Source organism: Mageeibacillus indolicus UPII9-5, from assembly GCF_000025225.2.
GTDB classification, from domain to species: domain Bacteria; phylum Bacillota; class Clostridia; order Saccharofermentanales; family Fastidiosipilaceae; genus Mageeibacillus; species Mageeibacillus indolicus.
Map to the genome: position 1 here is coordinate 34,500 of NC_013895.2, position 13,434 is coordinate 47,933.

Sequence of the window (13,434 nt, forward strand, 5' to 3'; positions counted from 1 at the left end):
CTACTTACGCTTCCGGCTATTTTATCAGCCATCTAGTTGTGCTTCCGCCTGCTCGGGTGACTTTGGCTGCGGTAACAGGACAAAAATAGCCAAGCCGATCAGGAAAAGCGGAATTATGCCAAAGATACTCAGCCGCGGATTTCCTGTCACCGTGGTTGTGGCGGCCATAATCGCCGGCCCGATGATGGCGGAGAATTTGCCGAAAATGTTGTAGAAACCGAAAAATTCGTTGGAGTTTTCTTTCGGGATGATCCGAGCGAAATATGAACGGCTCAAGGCTTGGATGCCGCCCTGGGCCGAGGCGATCAAGGCACCGAGCACGAAAATATGCCAAACTGCCGAGACGAAATACGCGGCTACGCAGGCGATGAGATAGGTGGCGATGCCGACCCCGATCATGAACCGGGTTGAAAACCGTTCGGCGAGACGTCCGTAGATGATGGCGCAGGGGAAGGCGATGATTTGGATGATCAGCAAGATTCCGAGCAAGGTCATTTTGCTGAGGACATTTTCCCCGATAATGGATGTGGCATAAGGAACGACCATTTTGACGATGGTATCGACGCCGTCAATATAGAAAAAATAAGCGATGAGGAAGATAAATGCTGTTTTGTGCTTTTTTATGTCTTTGAAAGCGGCAAATAGGCGGCGAAAGCTGTTCAAAATCGGCTGTGGCTCCGGCTCAATGTAGTGCTTTTGTTTGACGCGGTACATCATAGGCAAAGTAAGCACACCCCACCATATGGCCGTGATTAGAAAACCGATCTGATAACCGAGCGGTTTGCTCATGCCGATAGCTGCGATTACCGCCAAACTGATGCCGAAAGGAATGACGCTGGCGATGTAACCATAAGCAAAGCCGTAGGAGGATATTTTATCCATGCGTGAATCCGGGGTGACGTCGACCAAAAATGCGTCGTAAAAAATGTTGGCTCCGGCGTAGCCGATGGCTGAGATGATGAACAATAAAACTAGCAATTGCCAGTTGCCGGAAGCGGGGCTGACGAAGGCGAGGCCGGCGGTTGTCAAAACACCGAGCAATGTAAAAAATACGTAGAATTTCTTTTTTTGATTTTTGTAATCGGCGATCGTCCCGAGAATAGGACTTAGTAGGGCAACCAGAATGCAGGCTAGCGAGTTGAAATAGCCGAGATCCATACTGCTGTTGACATTCTTGAACATGCCGAAAATCACCGGCAACAGAGCAGTTGTAATGGCCATGGAATAGGCGGAGTTGCCGCAGTCAACTAAAATCCAGGCTTTTTCTTCTTGGGTCAGTTTCATTTTCTTTTCCTCCGATTGAGTTTGTTCAGGGTGTTTGTTTAAGTTTCGGCTAAGTGCTAGCTGGGCGTGTTTCAGTACTGGAATCAGTGGCCTTAGTTGCCGGATTCTCGTGTTTCAGCTTCACCGGTTGATGTACGATCTTCTCCGGAAGTTTGAGCCAAAAATTTGGCTATTGCCTGATAGTATTCACAGCGTTCCGGTAAACAGGCGTTGTAAATTTCGTGGCGGCTATGGGCAATCAGTTTAAGCTTTACATTTGGCGCTTTGGAGGCAAATTTGATTTGCGCCGCCGCCGGGACCAGCTTATCTTCACCGGCCTGCAAAAGCAAAATGCGGGCGGAAATGTCGGCGGCATGCCGTTGTATTTGGCGTATTGCTTTAAGGGACGCGCCCATCCATTGCCAACTGGCACCGTGGGTGCGGTATTTCGGCTCAGTCTGTCGCCAAGCAAAAATGTGATCATAGTGTGGTTTTGATGAACAGCTGCTGCCGTCAAAGTCGGGTTGCTCGGGGAATGGATGCTGGCCTTTGATATAGTCAGGTTTTGCTCCACAGGCGACTTTTAGGCGGCAAATGAGTTCCAACAGCCAAGCGGGACAAAAGCCGGAATTGATGCCCAGCATCGGAGAAGACAAAATGGCCGTTCGGCATAGGTAGGGATAGCGCAACAAAAACAGGCTGACTATCGCTCCGCCCATGGAATGGCCGAAAAGAATGATTTCTTTGTAGTTGAGCGGCAAAACGGCAGCCGCTATTAGGGCGTGCAAATCGTCAACATAGGTGCGGTAGTCGGCAACGTCAACTAAAGACGGATCATTCACTCCGCGCGTAGAAAAGCCGTGGCCGTAGTTATCGGCAATGTAAACATCGTAGCCGGCTCGTCGGTATAGATAGATCATTTCTTCATATTTACGTGTGAAACCGCAGAAACCGTGGACGATGATGATGGCGTGAGACGATGGTAAAGATCCGTGATAAGATTCGTAATAAATTCGGCGAGCTCCGGAAGCGACAAAGTCCGACATTCTTTCTCGCGCTAAATAGGGGCGAATGCGGTTCTCCATAACGGCGGCGAAATTTTCATTCGGCCAAGTTGGTAGCAGCGGTGAAGTAAAAGCTGGTTGTAGATTATGTTGAGTCATAATTGTTCCTTTAGGATCTGTTTTTACCTATTTGTACAAATTATAACATTTTTTGGGCGGCATTGTTGCGGAGTTATGTGTATAATTCCTAATATGAATAGAAATAAATCTGAAAATTCGATTGTAATCGGGCGAGTGGCAGCTACAGATGTTCCGGTGGCTGTGGCTGTTTCGGCAGTCGGCGCGGCGGGTGTGTCGGCGGTTGGCGCGACGGATGTGTCGGCAGTTGGCGCGACGGATGAAGTCATGGTACAGCGTTTGGCGGAGGCGGTGCGAGCAGCCGGCGGGCGGGCTTGGGCAGTCGGTGGCTGCGTCCGGGACAAACTTTTGGGGTTAAAACCGAAAGACTACGATGTTGAAGTGCATGGCCTTGGTGAAGCCGAACTGCAGGCGGTTTTGGCTAAGCTCGGACGAATTGACACGGTGGGCAAAGCTTTCGGGATCTATACTCTTAGCGGTACGAATATTGATGTGGCTTTACCGCGAGAGGAGAGGCTCGTCGGGGCAGGGCATCGTGATTTTGCGGTGGCGGTTAAGCCGGAATTGGGTTGCCGACTGGCAGCCGCGCGGCGAGATTTCACTTTTAATGCGATCATGGAGGATCCGTTGACGGGCGAAATTTTCGATCCTTATGGCGGTCGGGATGATTTGGCACGTGGGCGGTTGCACTTTGTGGAGGCTGGTAGATTCGGGGAAGATCCTTTGCGTGTCTTTCGGGCTGCCCAGTTTGCGGCGCGTTTTGATTGTCGGGCGACAGATGAATTAGTCGATATATGCCGGAAAATGTCTTTGGTCACCTTGCCACGGGAACGGGTGGCGGCGGAGTTGCATAAGGCTTTGGTGCAAGGTGGAAAACCGGGGAATTTTTTCACTTTTTTGGCCGCAGTCGAGCAGCTGCGCCCTTGGTTCGGTGAAGTGGCGGCAGTGAAATCTATGCGGCAACTGGTCGCGGTGCTGGATCGGGGGGCGCGGTTCCGGGAGGAGAGCTCGGTGCAGTATGGATTTATGCTGGCAGTTTTGGGAAGCGAGCTGGGGGAAGAGGGGAACTTTGGGCTAGCAGCGGCAGCAAAATTGCTGGAGCGACTGGGGATCGCAAAAAATATACAAAAATATGTTTTGACTCAGCTCACGGAATTCTATCATTTAAAGAACGTTTTTGATAAAAATGATGCTAACTTGGCAGCGTTTTTACGATCTACGGCAGCTGACTTGCCTGAACAGCCGGACGAAGGTTGGGGCTTGACAACTTACTGCCCGAAACTGGCGGAAATTAACCGCTGCTGGTTTAAGGCTGCCGTGCCTCGTGATCTTTTGCTTTTGGCGAAAACGCTTGATTTGTTGACGAATCGAAGCGAAGCCCGAAGGCAGCAGGCTGTTTGGTGGGCAAGCTATACGATATTTGAGACTTTACAAAAAATCCCCCCAATACAGGGGCGTGACCTGGTGGCGGAGGGACTTGAGCCGGGGCCGCGTTTCGGTTGCTGGCTGGAAAGAGCGGAAAATTTACGCCGCGGCGGTTTGAGCAGGCACCAAGCTATAGCTATGACAGTGGCCGATATCAAGGCTGAAAACTTTAGTTGTATGTGAGCCGCAAGCGAGCGATGATTGGCATGGTGACGCCGGTTTATGGTGCATAAGAAAACGACTCGGGCAAAGACGTCCGAGTCGTTTTTCAGTGATTTTATGAGGTACAAGCTCAGCCGGATTCGGCGAGGTCGTTCCCTGATTTTATGGCCAAGTGTTAGATTTAGAAGTCGACTTTGGTGCCGTAGTAAGCGGCGGTGTAGATCTTCTTGACGTCAGCCGGTGAGGTCTTGCGCGGGTTGGTGAGTGTGCAAGCATCGTTGAAAGCGTTTTCGCTCATGCGATCCAGAACTCGGTTGAAATCTGCTTCTTCGATAACGGTGTTACGGCCGGCTTGGAAAGTAGAAGTGATTCCTACTTGCAGGTTCAGATGGCGAACCAATTCGGCGATGTCTTTGATACCTAAAATACCTTCTAAGCGAGTGTATTTTTCGGTTCCACGACGGTTGTAGTCAATTATATAAGGTAACAGAATGGCGTTGGCTTCTCCGTGGGTAACCCCAAACTCACCACCGATTTTGTGAGCCAAGGAGTGTACGATACCGAGTGAACAGTTGGAGAAAGCCATACCTGCGATGGTAGATGCGTCATGCATTTTTTCACGGGCTTCCATGTTGTCACCTTCACGGTAAGCGGTCGGCAGATACTCTATAACTAATTGGATAGCTTTTAAAGCGAGAGCGTCGGTATATTCATCAGCTGCGGTCGAAACATAGGCTTCGATGGCGTGGGTGAGAACGTCCATACCAGTGGCAGCGGTGATTTTCGGCGGCATGGTGGCCGGCAGCTTGGGATCCAAAATCGCCACATCAGGGACGATCTGAGGGGAAACAATAGGATACTTAATGTGATTTTCTGTATCCGTAATAACTGTGAAAGCGGTAATTTCCGAAGCGGTTCCGGAAGTTGAAGGGATGCAGGCTAATTTAGCTTTGGTACGCAATTGTGGGAATTCAAAATTGACGAGTTTCATGAAATCGTAATCGGGATATTCGTAATACACCCACATGACTTTGGCTGCGTCAAGTGAGGAGCCGCCGCCGATAGCAATGATCCAGTCCGGTTTGAACTCAGCCATGCGAGCGCCACCTTCTTTACAGGTTTTGATCGAAGGATTGGGTTCAACACCGTCAATTATAGCAACTTCCATGCCAGCTTTTTCGAGTTGAGCTTTGGCCTGATCCAGAAAGCCGAAGCGTTTCATCGAGCTTCCGCCGGTAACTAGAACGGCGCGCTTGCCTTCTAATGTAGATAAATGTTCCAAGGCGTCTTTGCCATGAACGATTTGTTTGGGTACAGAAAAAATAGCCATAACAGTTTCTCCTTTTTGTGTGAAAATTATTTCCTGATGTCAGGATAAGTCAAAACATATTGAAAAGTAAAGTTAGCTCTATATAACACACGGGCTGTTTTGCTAGAAAAAGCAGGGAAAAATGAAGTTAGCCAAGGATAAATATATTTTCTTGCTTGCTATTGTGGTGAAGTTTCGGCGGGCTAAGTGGCGTGTGGGTAAAAAATTAAGAATTTTTGCTTTTATGTGCGGGGGATACAAGTTTTGGCTAAGTATTAACTATCATACTATCAAAATTGTTGTAAATTGGCGTGCCTTGGAAAGTAGTTTATCTTGTCATAAAGTTTAGCTTATGGTACGATGGAATAATCGTCAGCATAGATTGATAAGTACGATTGTAGGAGATGTTTATGAATACATTAGCAGTGGTTCTGGGAGTTATTGATGTTATTATCTGTATTGCATTGATTGGTTTGGTTATTTCGCAGGAAGGCAATGCGCAAGGTTTAGGCTCGATTGCCGGCGGCGCGGACACTTTCTTCGGCAGTCACAAGGGTCGTAGCGTCGATAATCTGTTGAAAAAATTAACCACTACCTTGGCAATTATTTTCGCGGTCTTAACGGTGGTGCTGTTCCTCTTGACCAGCAAATAACGTGCGTTTCCGGTTCGGTTTTCGCATCTGCCGGCGTTTGTGATTGCTGATAATGGTATGGTTTGATCTGTTTAGGCTACTGGGCAGCCGCGCAAAGGAAGTAGGTTGGAAACCGGTAGACGGTGGTTTCACCAGCATAAATTTAACCGGGAAAATGGCAGTCCCGTTGGTGCCACGCAGGCCAGAAAGATGCCTAGAACGTGGGCGGATCAATAACTTGGCAGGTGTAAGGCTAATAGGCTGAAAACACGATTGAGGTTCAGCTCAACAAAGGTTGGACTATTAGGTCAGAAGCAGGCGGAATTCGATAGCAGTTGAGACTGGCTGTGCGTAGATTTCTTATTCTGTAATGCAGGCCTGTGCATGAGAAACGCTGGTTCGGTGCTCGGTTAGCGCACAAATAAGGTGACTAGTGAATGCAGATGCGCCGGTGCAAGTGCTATAACGGTAGAATAGCAGACAAGCGACAACCGACGGTGCGGCTTGTAGTACGAGTTTCGAGTTTACGATTGTACGAGTGTACGAGGCCTCTAGAGCACGAGGGCAGGCAAAATGTATGCTATGTTTCCATATTTATCGACTTTATAATCAATCACTGCAGACGAATGCGGTGATTTTTTTGTTGCGGCGACAAGTTGAAAGTTTTCGAGTTCTGGCTAAAGCTTTGATCGTGATACCTATTACTTGTGCGCCCCGGGCGCGTCTCAGATTGAGAGCGGATCATCGGTGACACGTTAAATTTTTAACTTAAAATGACATAACATCGGGGAGGTGAATGATTTTCATGGAAACTGTACGTAATGTTGATAAAAGTGAAACTACGAAAGTGGTCGGCATATTGCGCCCTGCCGCGATTGGTTGTGAACTGCAGATTATTGCCGGTCCTGTAGCCGGTACGGCGACGGTTTCGCCGCGTTGTCTGCATGGGGCTCCGCAAGGCATGCTGGTGGTGGCCAAAATTTTGACCCCGCCCGACACGGTGCCTATTTTGGCGGAAGTGCTGGAGGTTTTGGGCGAACCAGATAACCCGGATTTGGGTATGCAGGCTATCTACAAATTATATGATGTTCCAACGGATTTTAGCGATGCGGTAAAAGCGGCAGCGGAAAAATTGCCGCGTGAATTGGACACGGAAATAATTGCTGCCGAACTGAACAATGGGCGTCACGATTTGCGGACTCTGCCGACGTTAACAATTGACGGGGTGGAAGCAAAAGACCTTGATGATGCGCTTTCAATAGAAATTTTGCCATCCGGCGGCTACCGGCTTTACGTACATATTGCTGATGTCAGTCATTATGTGAAAGAGGACAGCCCGATTGATATGGAGGCGGCCAGACGCGGTACGAGTATTTATCCAGTTGATCGAGTAGTGCCGATGTTGCCTGTACGGCTTTCTAATGGAATTTGTAGCTTGAACCCGCAAGTGGATCGGCTGGCACTGACCGTTCGTTTGGATTATACAGCGGCCGGGGAACGCGTCGGTGGCGACATATTTGAAAGTGTGATAAAATCCGATTTGCGAGCTGATTATAAGACCGTATATGCAGTGCTTATGTCGGGAGAACCGACGCCCGATTACGCAAAAATGTTTCCGTATTTGCAGGCGATGCGCGTTTTGGCGGAAAAGATTTCTGCCAGAAGAATCGCAGCCGGCCGATTTGACTTTGATTTCCCAGAAACCAAGATTGAGCTTGATGCAGATGGGAAGCCGGTAAACATCTATCCTTATGAAACCACATTTGCAAATAATTTGATTGAAGAATATATGGTTGCGGCCAACGAATTTGTAGCGGAACGTTTCGCCGGTTTGGAGGCTCCATTCATTTATCGTATTCATGAAAATCCGGATCAGGAAAAATTGCAGGCCTTGATTCCGCTGTGTCGGCGGCTAGGCATGACGGTGCGAGGTGATTTGGCTACCGATCGCTTTCAACAAGCAGCGTTGTTGCGGCAATTAGCTAAACTGCCGGCCGGACAAGTTTTGGCGCAGATTTTGCTGCGAGCCATGGCCAAGGCTTGTTATGATGCAGAATGTAAGGGGCATTATGGCTTGGCCCTTAAGTATTATTGTCACTTTACTTCCCCGATTCGGCGTTATCCGGATTTGTTCATTCATCGGGTGATTAAGGGGTATTTGCATGGGCGGGTGCTCTTCAAAAAATGGCAGTCCAAAGCGGTTGTTTTGGCAGTCAGCTGCTCAGAGGCGGAAAGGCGAGCGGTCAGCGTAGAGCGCGATACTTGTGATTTGAAAATTGCCGAATATATGGCGGAAAGGTTGGGGGAGATCTATCCGGCGATTATTTCGGGTTTTGGGGCGGCCGGAATTTTTGTTCACCTGCCTAATTCGATTGAGGGTATGGTCCCGTTCCGTACTTTGTCGGAGTACTATCGTTACAATGATGGCGATTTTGTGATTTCGGCCGAGCGCAGTGGGCGTGTTTGGCAGATCGGCGATGCGGTTGAAGTGCAGGTGGCGGCGGTCGATCGTTTGCGGCAAAGGGTTGATTTTCATTTGTTGCATGAAATGGATAATCGGCGGCGTGGCAAGGTATTGAAAACATCCGGTTTGATATCTGGGAAAAAGCAAAACAAACGGGGGAAGGCAAGGCGAATTAAGGCGAGTGAGCGGCGAAAAGGCGGTGGCGGAATCGGCGACAGGCAGAAGTCTTCGCGCGGCAGGTGTCGTGATTGCGCGGCCAACCGTCACGAACACAAAAAACGCTAAGGATCCAAGTTCCAAGTTCCGGGCTCCAGACCCTAGGTTCCAAGCTCCGGGCTCCAGGCCCTAGCTTTCAGGTTCCAGCGCATAAGCATGAGTGCGTCAAACTGCCTCCAAAGTTAAAAAGGCCGATTTCCGGGAAAGTTAAGCGATAAGGTTAAGGTGTTAAAAATTAAGCGACAACGAAGGGTTGTAAAGCTTGCGTCAAGTCGGTACAATCATCGGCGTATATTTCGAATTGGACGGCAGTGCTTAGCGGTAGACTGAAAATACCCATGATTGACTTGCCGTCAACGCGGTAGTTGCCGCTGACCAAGTCGATCCGGTAGGGATAACGATTGACAATATGGACGAAATTAACAATATCTGTGGTTGATTTAAATAAAATTTTGCCTATTTTCATGTTTTTTACCTACGGCTATTTTGCAACGAAAAACGATAACTGTCAAATGATGAATAAATTTAGTAGATTTAAAGGATAAGTCAGATGTCTAAAGGTCAGGAAAATATTCTGGGAAATATGGTTCAGGGTGAGAAGCGTCCGACGGTGGCGTTGTTTAACTTGGGGTGTAAGGTTAACCGCTATGAAACGGATGCAGTGGCACAGCAGTTTGCTACGGCCGGCTACGAGGTGGTCGATTTCGATAGCGTTGCCGATATCTATGTTCTTAACACCTGCGCCGTTACCGGGGAGGCCGGTCGCAAATCTGGGCAAATGTTGCGGCGGGCGCGTAAAAAAAATCCGGCAGCAGTGGTGGCGGTGATGGGGTGCCACGTTCAACTGGGCGGCGAATGTTCTGCGGCTGATATTGTGGTCGGAACGCAGGGGAAAAAGCGGGTTTTTGCAGCAGTGGAGCATTTCCGGGCTGAATGGGCCGAACACAATTTTGCTGCAGATGCACGGCCGGCTCGCCTGGACATGATCCAAACTTTGGCACTTGCCGATGCCCCTGATTTTGAGGACTTTGGTGCTGTAGATCAGCAAAGCGAAACTAGGGCTTACATAAAAATACAAGATGGGTGTAATAATTTCTGTTCGTACTGTGCTATTCCGTTCGCCCGGGGTCGGGTGCGCAGTCGTAGCGAGGAATCGATTTTGCGCGAGGGCCGCGGAATTGCGGCGGCAGGGTTTAAAGAGGTCGTAATTACCGGTATCCACGTCTGTTCTTACGGACGTGACCGGGGCGAAAGTTCCACTGCTCTCACTTCGCTTTGCGCAAAATTAGCGGAACTCCCGGGCTTGGAACGTATTCGTCTGGGATCGCTTGAGCCTTTGTCGGTTTCAGCGGCTTTTATAGAGGCGGCGTCAGCCAATCCCAAGCTTTGCCCGCATTTCCATTTGTCGTTGCAAAGTGGCAGCGATACGGTTCTGCGGCGGATGCGTCGGCGTTACACTACAGAGAATTATCGTCAAGTCGTGAACGGGTTGCGGGCGGCGTATGGTGAGCGTCTGGGACTTACGACAGATATAATTGTCGGATTCCCGGGCGAGACGGAGGCAGAATTTGCAGAAACTGTCGCTTTTTGTCGAGAAATGTCGTTTACCCGTATGCACATTTTCCGTTATTCTGAGCGTGCCGGAACGGCAGCGACGCAGTTTGAAGGTAAGGTTGAAGCAAGTGTGGCTGCTTACCGGGCAGAAGAATTGGCAAAGGTGGCGGCCGAATTGCAGGCGGCGCATCAGGCACGGCGACAGGGCAAGAATGATCTTGTCTTGCTTGAGCAAAGAGATAAAGAAGGTTATTTCGAAGGTTACGCGCCGAATTACGATCCGATTGTGCTTGGGTTTGACACCTCCGAACTCAAGTCGGGATTGATTATTCCGGTGCGGCTGATAGGAATTCGCAACGGTCGTTTCATCGGCCGACCGCTGAGCTGATTTTTTACGAATAGTTAAAAAGTTATACACCATAATATTTTTGCGCCTGATAAAATATTATTATAAGAATGGCAGATGATGTGCCGGAAAAGGAGATAATTATGGATGACAGTAGGACGACCAGATTTGTTCTAGGTCAAGATAAACAAGCTGAAGCAGCCGAAATTATGCGTCAAGTCCTGGCCGCTTTGGAGGAGAAGGGATACAATCCTGTCAGCCAATTGGTGGGATATTTTTTGTCCGATGATCCGACATATATCACTAATTACGCCAATGCACGCGGAGTGATTCGGCGTATGGAACGGGATGAGCTGCTGGAAGTAATACTGCAAAAGTATATAGCAAGTCTGAGGCAGGATGGCTGAATGGACGGTACTGTTTAGTTGCAACAATCGCAGTGAAACTAAGTGACATAACAAATATTAACGGCGATATTTAATAACATTTATGGAAAAGTATTTGGGCATAGACTATGGCCAGGCTCGCATCGGCGTTGCTGTCAGTGACGCTTTGGGTATAACGGCGCGGGGAATTGAAACAATTTGTTGGAACGGTGAAGAATTTACTAAGCCGGTGAACCGCATTTGCGAGTTGGCCAAGCAAAACGGCGTCGCGGCTATTGTTATTGGCTTACCACGGCGTACCGATGGGAAAATCGGTGTAAGTGAGGAGAAAGCGCGTCAGTTGGGTGATCTTTTGCAAGAACTTACCGGTTTGAACATCATTTGGCGCGATGAACGGTACACTACGGTTTTAGCACATCGGGTTTTAAATGAATCTACCGTGAAAAAAAGGCAAAAACGCAGTGTGGTAGATCAGGTGGCGGCGGAAATTATTTTGCAGGATTTTTTGGAGAGCCTGCGTCTCTGACTGCTTTACAAGCGGAATGTATGCTATAATCGAAAATATATGACAATACGGAGGAACTCCTATGCTAAATTTAAACAATATTTTTTATTCTGACGAGTGTGATTGTGGTTGCGGCCATACGAAAGAACACGAGCATGAGCACGACCTTGAACATGAACATTCTTGCGGTTGCGGCTGTGGCTGTGAGGATGAAGGCGAAATCGGTGAAAGTATCGTCACCATGGTCGATGAAGAAACCGGGGAAGAGTACCAATTCTCAATAGTTGACGATTTCGATTTTGAAGGCGAGGTTTACTGCGTACTTTTGACAGTGGACAAAGACCCTGAAGCTTTAATTGTTAAAGTGGTCACCGATGAGAATGACAATGACTATTTTATGAGTTTGGAAGATGAAGAATATGACCGCGTATCAGCTGAATATGAAAGAATTTTGGCTGAAGCGGATGATGAAGATGACGACGGATCCGAGTACGTTATTGAGGGCGGAAAGGAATAAGAGATCATGTCTCTGTTTAGAAGATCCGTAACTTCCGGTCAAGCGCCGCGTGGGCTAAGAAACTCGCGGCGTTTGCCGCCGGCGGCCGAGCAGCAGATGGCGGCGGCGATCGTTGCCCGTGACGGCGAAGAAGAAACATTGGCCGTATTGGAAGATGTTGATACCGGTGTAGAGTTTTATATGGACATAATCGACCGTTTTGCATTAAACGGTAGAAATTATATCGCTTTGTTCCCCTTGCCGGATAAGCGACAGACGACTTTACCTGAGTTGGTTATATTGCGAGTGATTAGTGGTGACGGGCAGAGTGTAAACTCGCTTTTTGAGTCAATCCGGGACCGGAGTGAACTGAATGCAGCTTTTGACGCGTTCAGTATCAGATACGAGAGAAGTATATACAGTAAATGAAATTGCCGACAGAGAAAAATCCTTTTGCCGTGGCAGGGCCGATAGAATTTACTAAGCTTGAAGTTGCTGACCGCGACTTATATTTAAAATATTATAACCGCAATCCCATATATATATCAGACATTTGTTTTAATAGCAGAATTGCCTGGAACGGTGGTTTCAATTATCATAAGGCGGTAATAGCGGATACGTTGGTGGTAGTTGCTTATGATGACCGTTTTACCGATTTTCATTTTGCGGCACCGGTGGGGTTGCATGGTAGCACGGATCTGCAAGCGATCATCGATGTGCTTTGGGATCCGTATGCGGCGTTGTCCGCGGTATTGCCGCGTAAAGAAAATCTACAGAACTATAGATATATAACTACCGGTGAGAACGGGGAGTTTTGTGAGTTGCCGGTGCCGACACTTGCTCAGGAAGAAATCCCGGGTGCAGATAAGGGAAACAGCCCGTTTTTGCGGTTTATGTTTGTAGATGAAACGCAACTGTCATACTTTACGAACTTAAAAGGTTACCGGACGGAAGTATATTATAATCCGGATTATTCGGATTACTTCTATGATGGGGAAAAAATGCGGACGCTGGCCGGCAAGGCTTTGCATGCGAAACGAAATCATCTAACTCAGTTTATGAATGATCATCCGAATGCCGTTTATGCTCCGTTGCAGGCAAGCGATGGGCCCGATGCCGTATTACTCAGCAGGGTATCTGCTTTGGCGGCCGGTAAGGACCCGGATAATATCAAACAGGGCGATAGCCCGGCCATAGCCGCGTTTTTTGCGGCCTTTCCCCAATTGCTAACCAGGGGTGGCACAATCCGCGAAAACGGTGAGCTGTTGGCTTTTGCCGCATATTCGCAAAATGGGGATGACTGCGTTTTCTGTCATTTTGAAAAAGCGGCGGTTGGGCATGAGGATGCCTACGTAGCGATCAACGCGTTGACTTTACGCAATGAATTCCCTAATGTAAGATTCGTAAATCGTGAGGAGGATATCGGTTTGCCGCATTTGCGCAAGGCAAAAATGTCTTATCACCCGTTGAAGAAAATCAATAAATATGAAGTGTGGATCTATCGTCTCCGATGAATTGGAAGGGTTAAAATGGC

General features: G+C 48.4%; 14 protein-coding genes. 10 read left to right on the forward strand and 4 right to left on the reverse strand.

Annotated elements, in window-relative coordinates; translation table 11 throughout:
* Positions 1-24 precede the first annotated feature (24 nt).
* Complete coding sequence (locus HMPREF0868_RS00160; protein WP_012992674.1) at positions 25-1,284, reverse strand: MFS transporter; 1,260 nt, start codon at positions 1,282-1,284, stop codon at positions 25-27.
* Between the two features lie 92 nt (positions 1,285-1,376).
* Positions 1,377-2,426: an alpha/beta fold hydrolase gene (locus tag HMPREF0868_RS00165; protein WP_012992675.1), complete on the reverse strand. Its 1,050-nt coding sequence runs from the start codon at positions 2,424-2,426 to the stop codon at positions 1,377-1,379.
* A gap of 93 nt (positions 2,427-2,519) precedes the next feature.
* On the opposite strand from HMPREF0868_RS00165, the gene HMPREF0868_RS07715 reads away from it, so the two are divergent.
* Positions 2,520-4,013 (forward strand): tRNA nucleotidyltransferase/poly(A) polymerase family protein, encoded by a 1,494-nt coding sequence (locus HMPREF0868_RS07715; RefSeq protein WP_049778992.1) that lies wholly within the window; start codon positions 2,520-2,522, stop codon positions 4,011-4,013.
* Positions 4,014-4,173: 160 nt separating this feature from the next.
* On the opposite strand, the gene HMPREF0868_RS00175 is transcribed toward HMPREF0868_RS07715, so the two are convergent.
* Positions 4,174-5,322 (reverse strand): iron-containing alcohol dehydrogenase, encoded by a 1,149-nt coding sequence (locus HMPREF0868_RS00175; RefSeq protein WP_012992677.1) that lies wholly within the window; start codon positions 5,320-5,322, stop codon positions 4,174-4,176.
* A gap of 121 nt (positions 5,323-5,443) precedes the next feature.
* Here HMPREF0868_RS00175 and HMPREF0868_RS00180 point away from each other — a divergent pair, with 121 nt between their 5' ends.
* The 3 genes from HMPREF0868_RS00180 (at position 5,444) to HMPREF0868_RS00190 (ending at position 8,682) form a co-directional block, all read left to right on the forward strand.
* Entirely contained in the window at positions 5,444-5,650 is a 207-nt protein-coding gene (locus HMPREF0868_RS00180) for a hypothetical protein (RefSeq protein ID WP_012992678.1), read from the forward strand.
* 61 nt (positions 5,651-5,711) lie between these two features.
* The gene (gene secG, locus HMPREF0868_RS00185) at positions 5,712-5,954 is read left to right on the forward strand and encodes a preprotein translocase subunit SecG (RefSeq protein ID WP_012992679.1); all 243 of its coding nucleotides are present in this window, start codon (positions 5,712-5,714) and stop codon (positions 5,952-5,954) included.
* A gap of 775 nt (positions 5,955-6,729) precedes the next feature.
* The gene (locus HMPREF0868_RS00190; RefSeq protein ID WP_012992681.1) at positions 6,730-8,682 is read left to right on the forward strand and encodes a ribonuclease R family protein; all 1,953 of its coding nucleotides are present in this window, start codon (positions 6,730-6,732) and stop codon (positions 8,680-8,682) included.
* Between the two features lie 166 nt (positions 8,683-8,848).
* Here the strand turns inward: HMPREF0868_RS00190 and HMPREF0868_RS00195 are convergent, their stop codons facing one another.
* Entirely contained in the window at positions 8,849-9,079 is a 231-nt protein-coding gene (locus HMPREF0868_RS00195; protein ID WP_012992682.1) for an HPr family phosphocarrier protein, read from the reverse strand.
* A gap of 84 nt (positions 9,080-9,163) precedes the next feature.
* Between HMPREF0868_RS00195 and mtaB the strand changes: the two genes are divergently transcribed.
* The 6 genes from mtaB to HMPREF0868_RS07725 all read left to right on the forward strand — a co-directional run bounded on the left by mtaB (position 9,164) and on the right by HMPREF0868_RS07725 (position 13,414).
* Entirely contained in the window at positions 9,164-10,555 is a 1,392-nt protein-coding gene (gene mtaB / locus HMPREF0868_RS00200) for a tRNA (N(6)-L-threonylcarbamoyladenosine(37)-C(2))-methylthiotransferase MtaB (RefSeq protein WP_012992683.1), read from the forward strand.
* 101 nt (positions 10,556-10,656) lie between these two features.
* Positions 10,657-10,920 (forward strand): IreB family regulatory phosphoprotein, encoded by a 264-nt coding sequence (locus HMPREF0868_RS00205; RefSeq protein WP_012992684.1) that lies wholly within the window; start codon positions 10,657-10,659, stop codon positions 10,918-10,920.
* An 82-nt stretch (positions 10,921-11,002) separates the two neighbouring features.
* A complete protein-coding gene (gene ruvX / locus HMPREF0868_RS00210) occupies positions 11,003-11,425 on the forward strand; it encodes a Holliday junction resolvase RuvX (RefSeq protein WP_012992685.1) in 423 nt (140 codons plus the stop codon).
* Positions 11,426-11,486: 61 nt separating this feature from the next.
* Complete coding sequence (locus tag HMPREF0868_RS07720) at positions 11,487-11,921, forward strand: DUF1292 domain-containing protein (RefSeq protein WP_012992686.1); 435 nt, start codon at positions 11,487-11,489, stop codon at positions 11,919-11,921.
* A gap of 6 nt (positions 11,922-11,927) precedes the next feature.
* Positions 11,928-12,329, forward strand: coding sequence for a DUF1292 domain-containing protein (locus HMPREF0868_RS00220; protein WP_012992687.1), 402 nt, complete (start codon positions 11,928-11,930; stop codon positions 12,327-12,329).
* Complete coding sequence (locus tag HMPREF0868_RS07725) at positions 12,326-13,414, forward strand: DUF2156 domain-containing protein (protein WP_012992688.1); 1,089 nt, start codon at positions 12,326-12,328, stop codon at positions 13,412-13,414. Before HMPREF0868_RS00220 ends, HMPREF0868_RS07725 begins: the two co-directional genes overlap by 4 nt.
* The last annotated feature ends 20 nt before the right edge of the window (positions 13,415-13,434 follow it).

Bases quoted from the DNA above. Each gene is read 5' to 3' on its own strand.
- HMPREF0868_RS00160 (WP_012992674.1), bottom strand. From the start codon at position 1,284: ATGAAACTGACCCAAGAAGAAAAAGCCTGGATTTTAGTTGACTGCGGC.
- HMPREF0868_RS00165 (WP_012992675.1), bottom strand. From the start codon at position 2,426: ATGACTCAACATAATCTACAACCAGCTTTTACTTCACCGCTGCTACCA.
- HMPREF0868_RS07715 (WP_049778992.1), top strand. From the start codon at position 2,520: ATGAATAGAAATAAATCTGAAAATTCGATTGTAATCGGGCGAGTGGCA.
- HMPREF0868_RS00175 (WP_012992677.1), bottom strand. From the start codon at position 5,322: ATGGCTATTTTTTCTGTACCCAAACAAATCGTTCATGGCAAAGACGCC.
- HMPREF0868_RS00180 (WP_012992678.1), top strand. From the start codon at position 5,444: ATGAAGTTAGCCAAGGATAAATATATTTTCTTGCTTGCTATTGTGGTG.
- secG (WP_012992679.1), top strand. From the start codon at position 5,712: ATGAATACATTAGCAGTGGTTCTGGGAGTTATTGATGTTATTATCTGT.
- HMPREF0868_RS00190 (WP_012992681.1), top strand. From the start codon at position 6,730: ATGATTTTCATGGAAACTGTACGTAATGTTGATAAAAGTGAAACTACG.
- HMPREF0868_RS00195 (WP_012992682.1), bottom strand. From the start codon at position 9,079: ATGAAAATAGGCAAAATTTTATTTAAATCAACCACAGATATTGTTAAT.
- mtaB (WP_012992683.1), top strand. From the start codon at position 9,164: ATGTCTAAAGGTCAGGAAAATATTCTGGGAAATATGGTTCAGGGTGAG.
- HMPREF0868_RS00205 (WP_012992684.1), top strand. From the start codon at position 10,657: ATGGATGACAGTAGGACGACCAGATTTGTTCTAGGTCAAGATAAACAA.
- ruvX (WP_012992685.1), top strand. From the start codon at position 11,003: ATGGAAAAGTATTTGGGCATAGACTATGGCCAGGCTCGCATCGGCGTT.
- HMPREF0868_RS07720 (WP_012992686.1), top strand. From the start codon at position 11,487: ATGCTAAATTTAAACAATATTTTTTATTCTGACGAGTGTGATTGTGGT.
- HMPREF0868_RS00220 (WP_012992687.1), top strand. From the start codon at position 11,928: ATGTCTCTGTTTAGAAGATCCGTAACTTCCGGTCAAGCGCCGCGTGGG.
- HMPREF0868_RS07725 (WP_012992688.1), top strand. From the start codon at position 12,326: ATGAAATTGCCGACAGAGAAAAATCCTTTTGCCGTGGCAGGGCCGATA.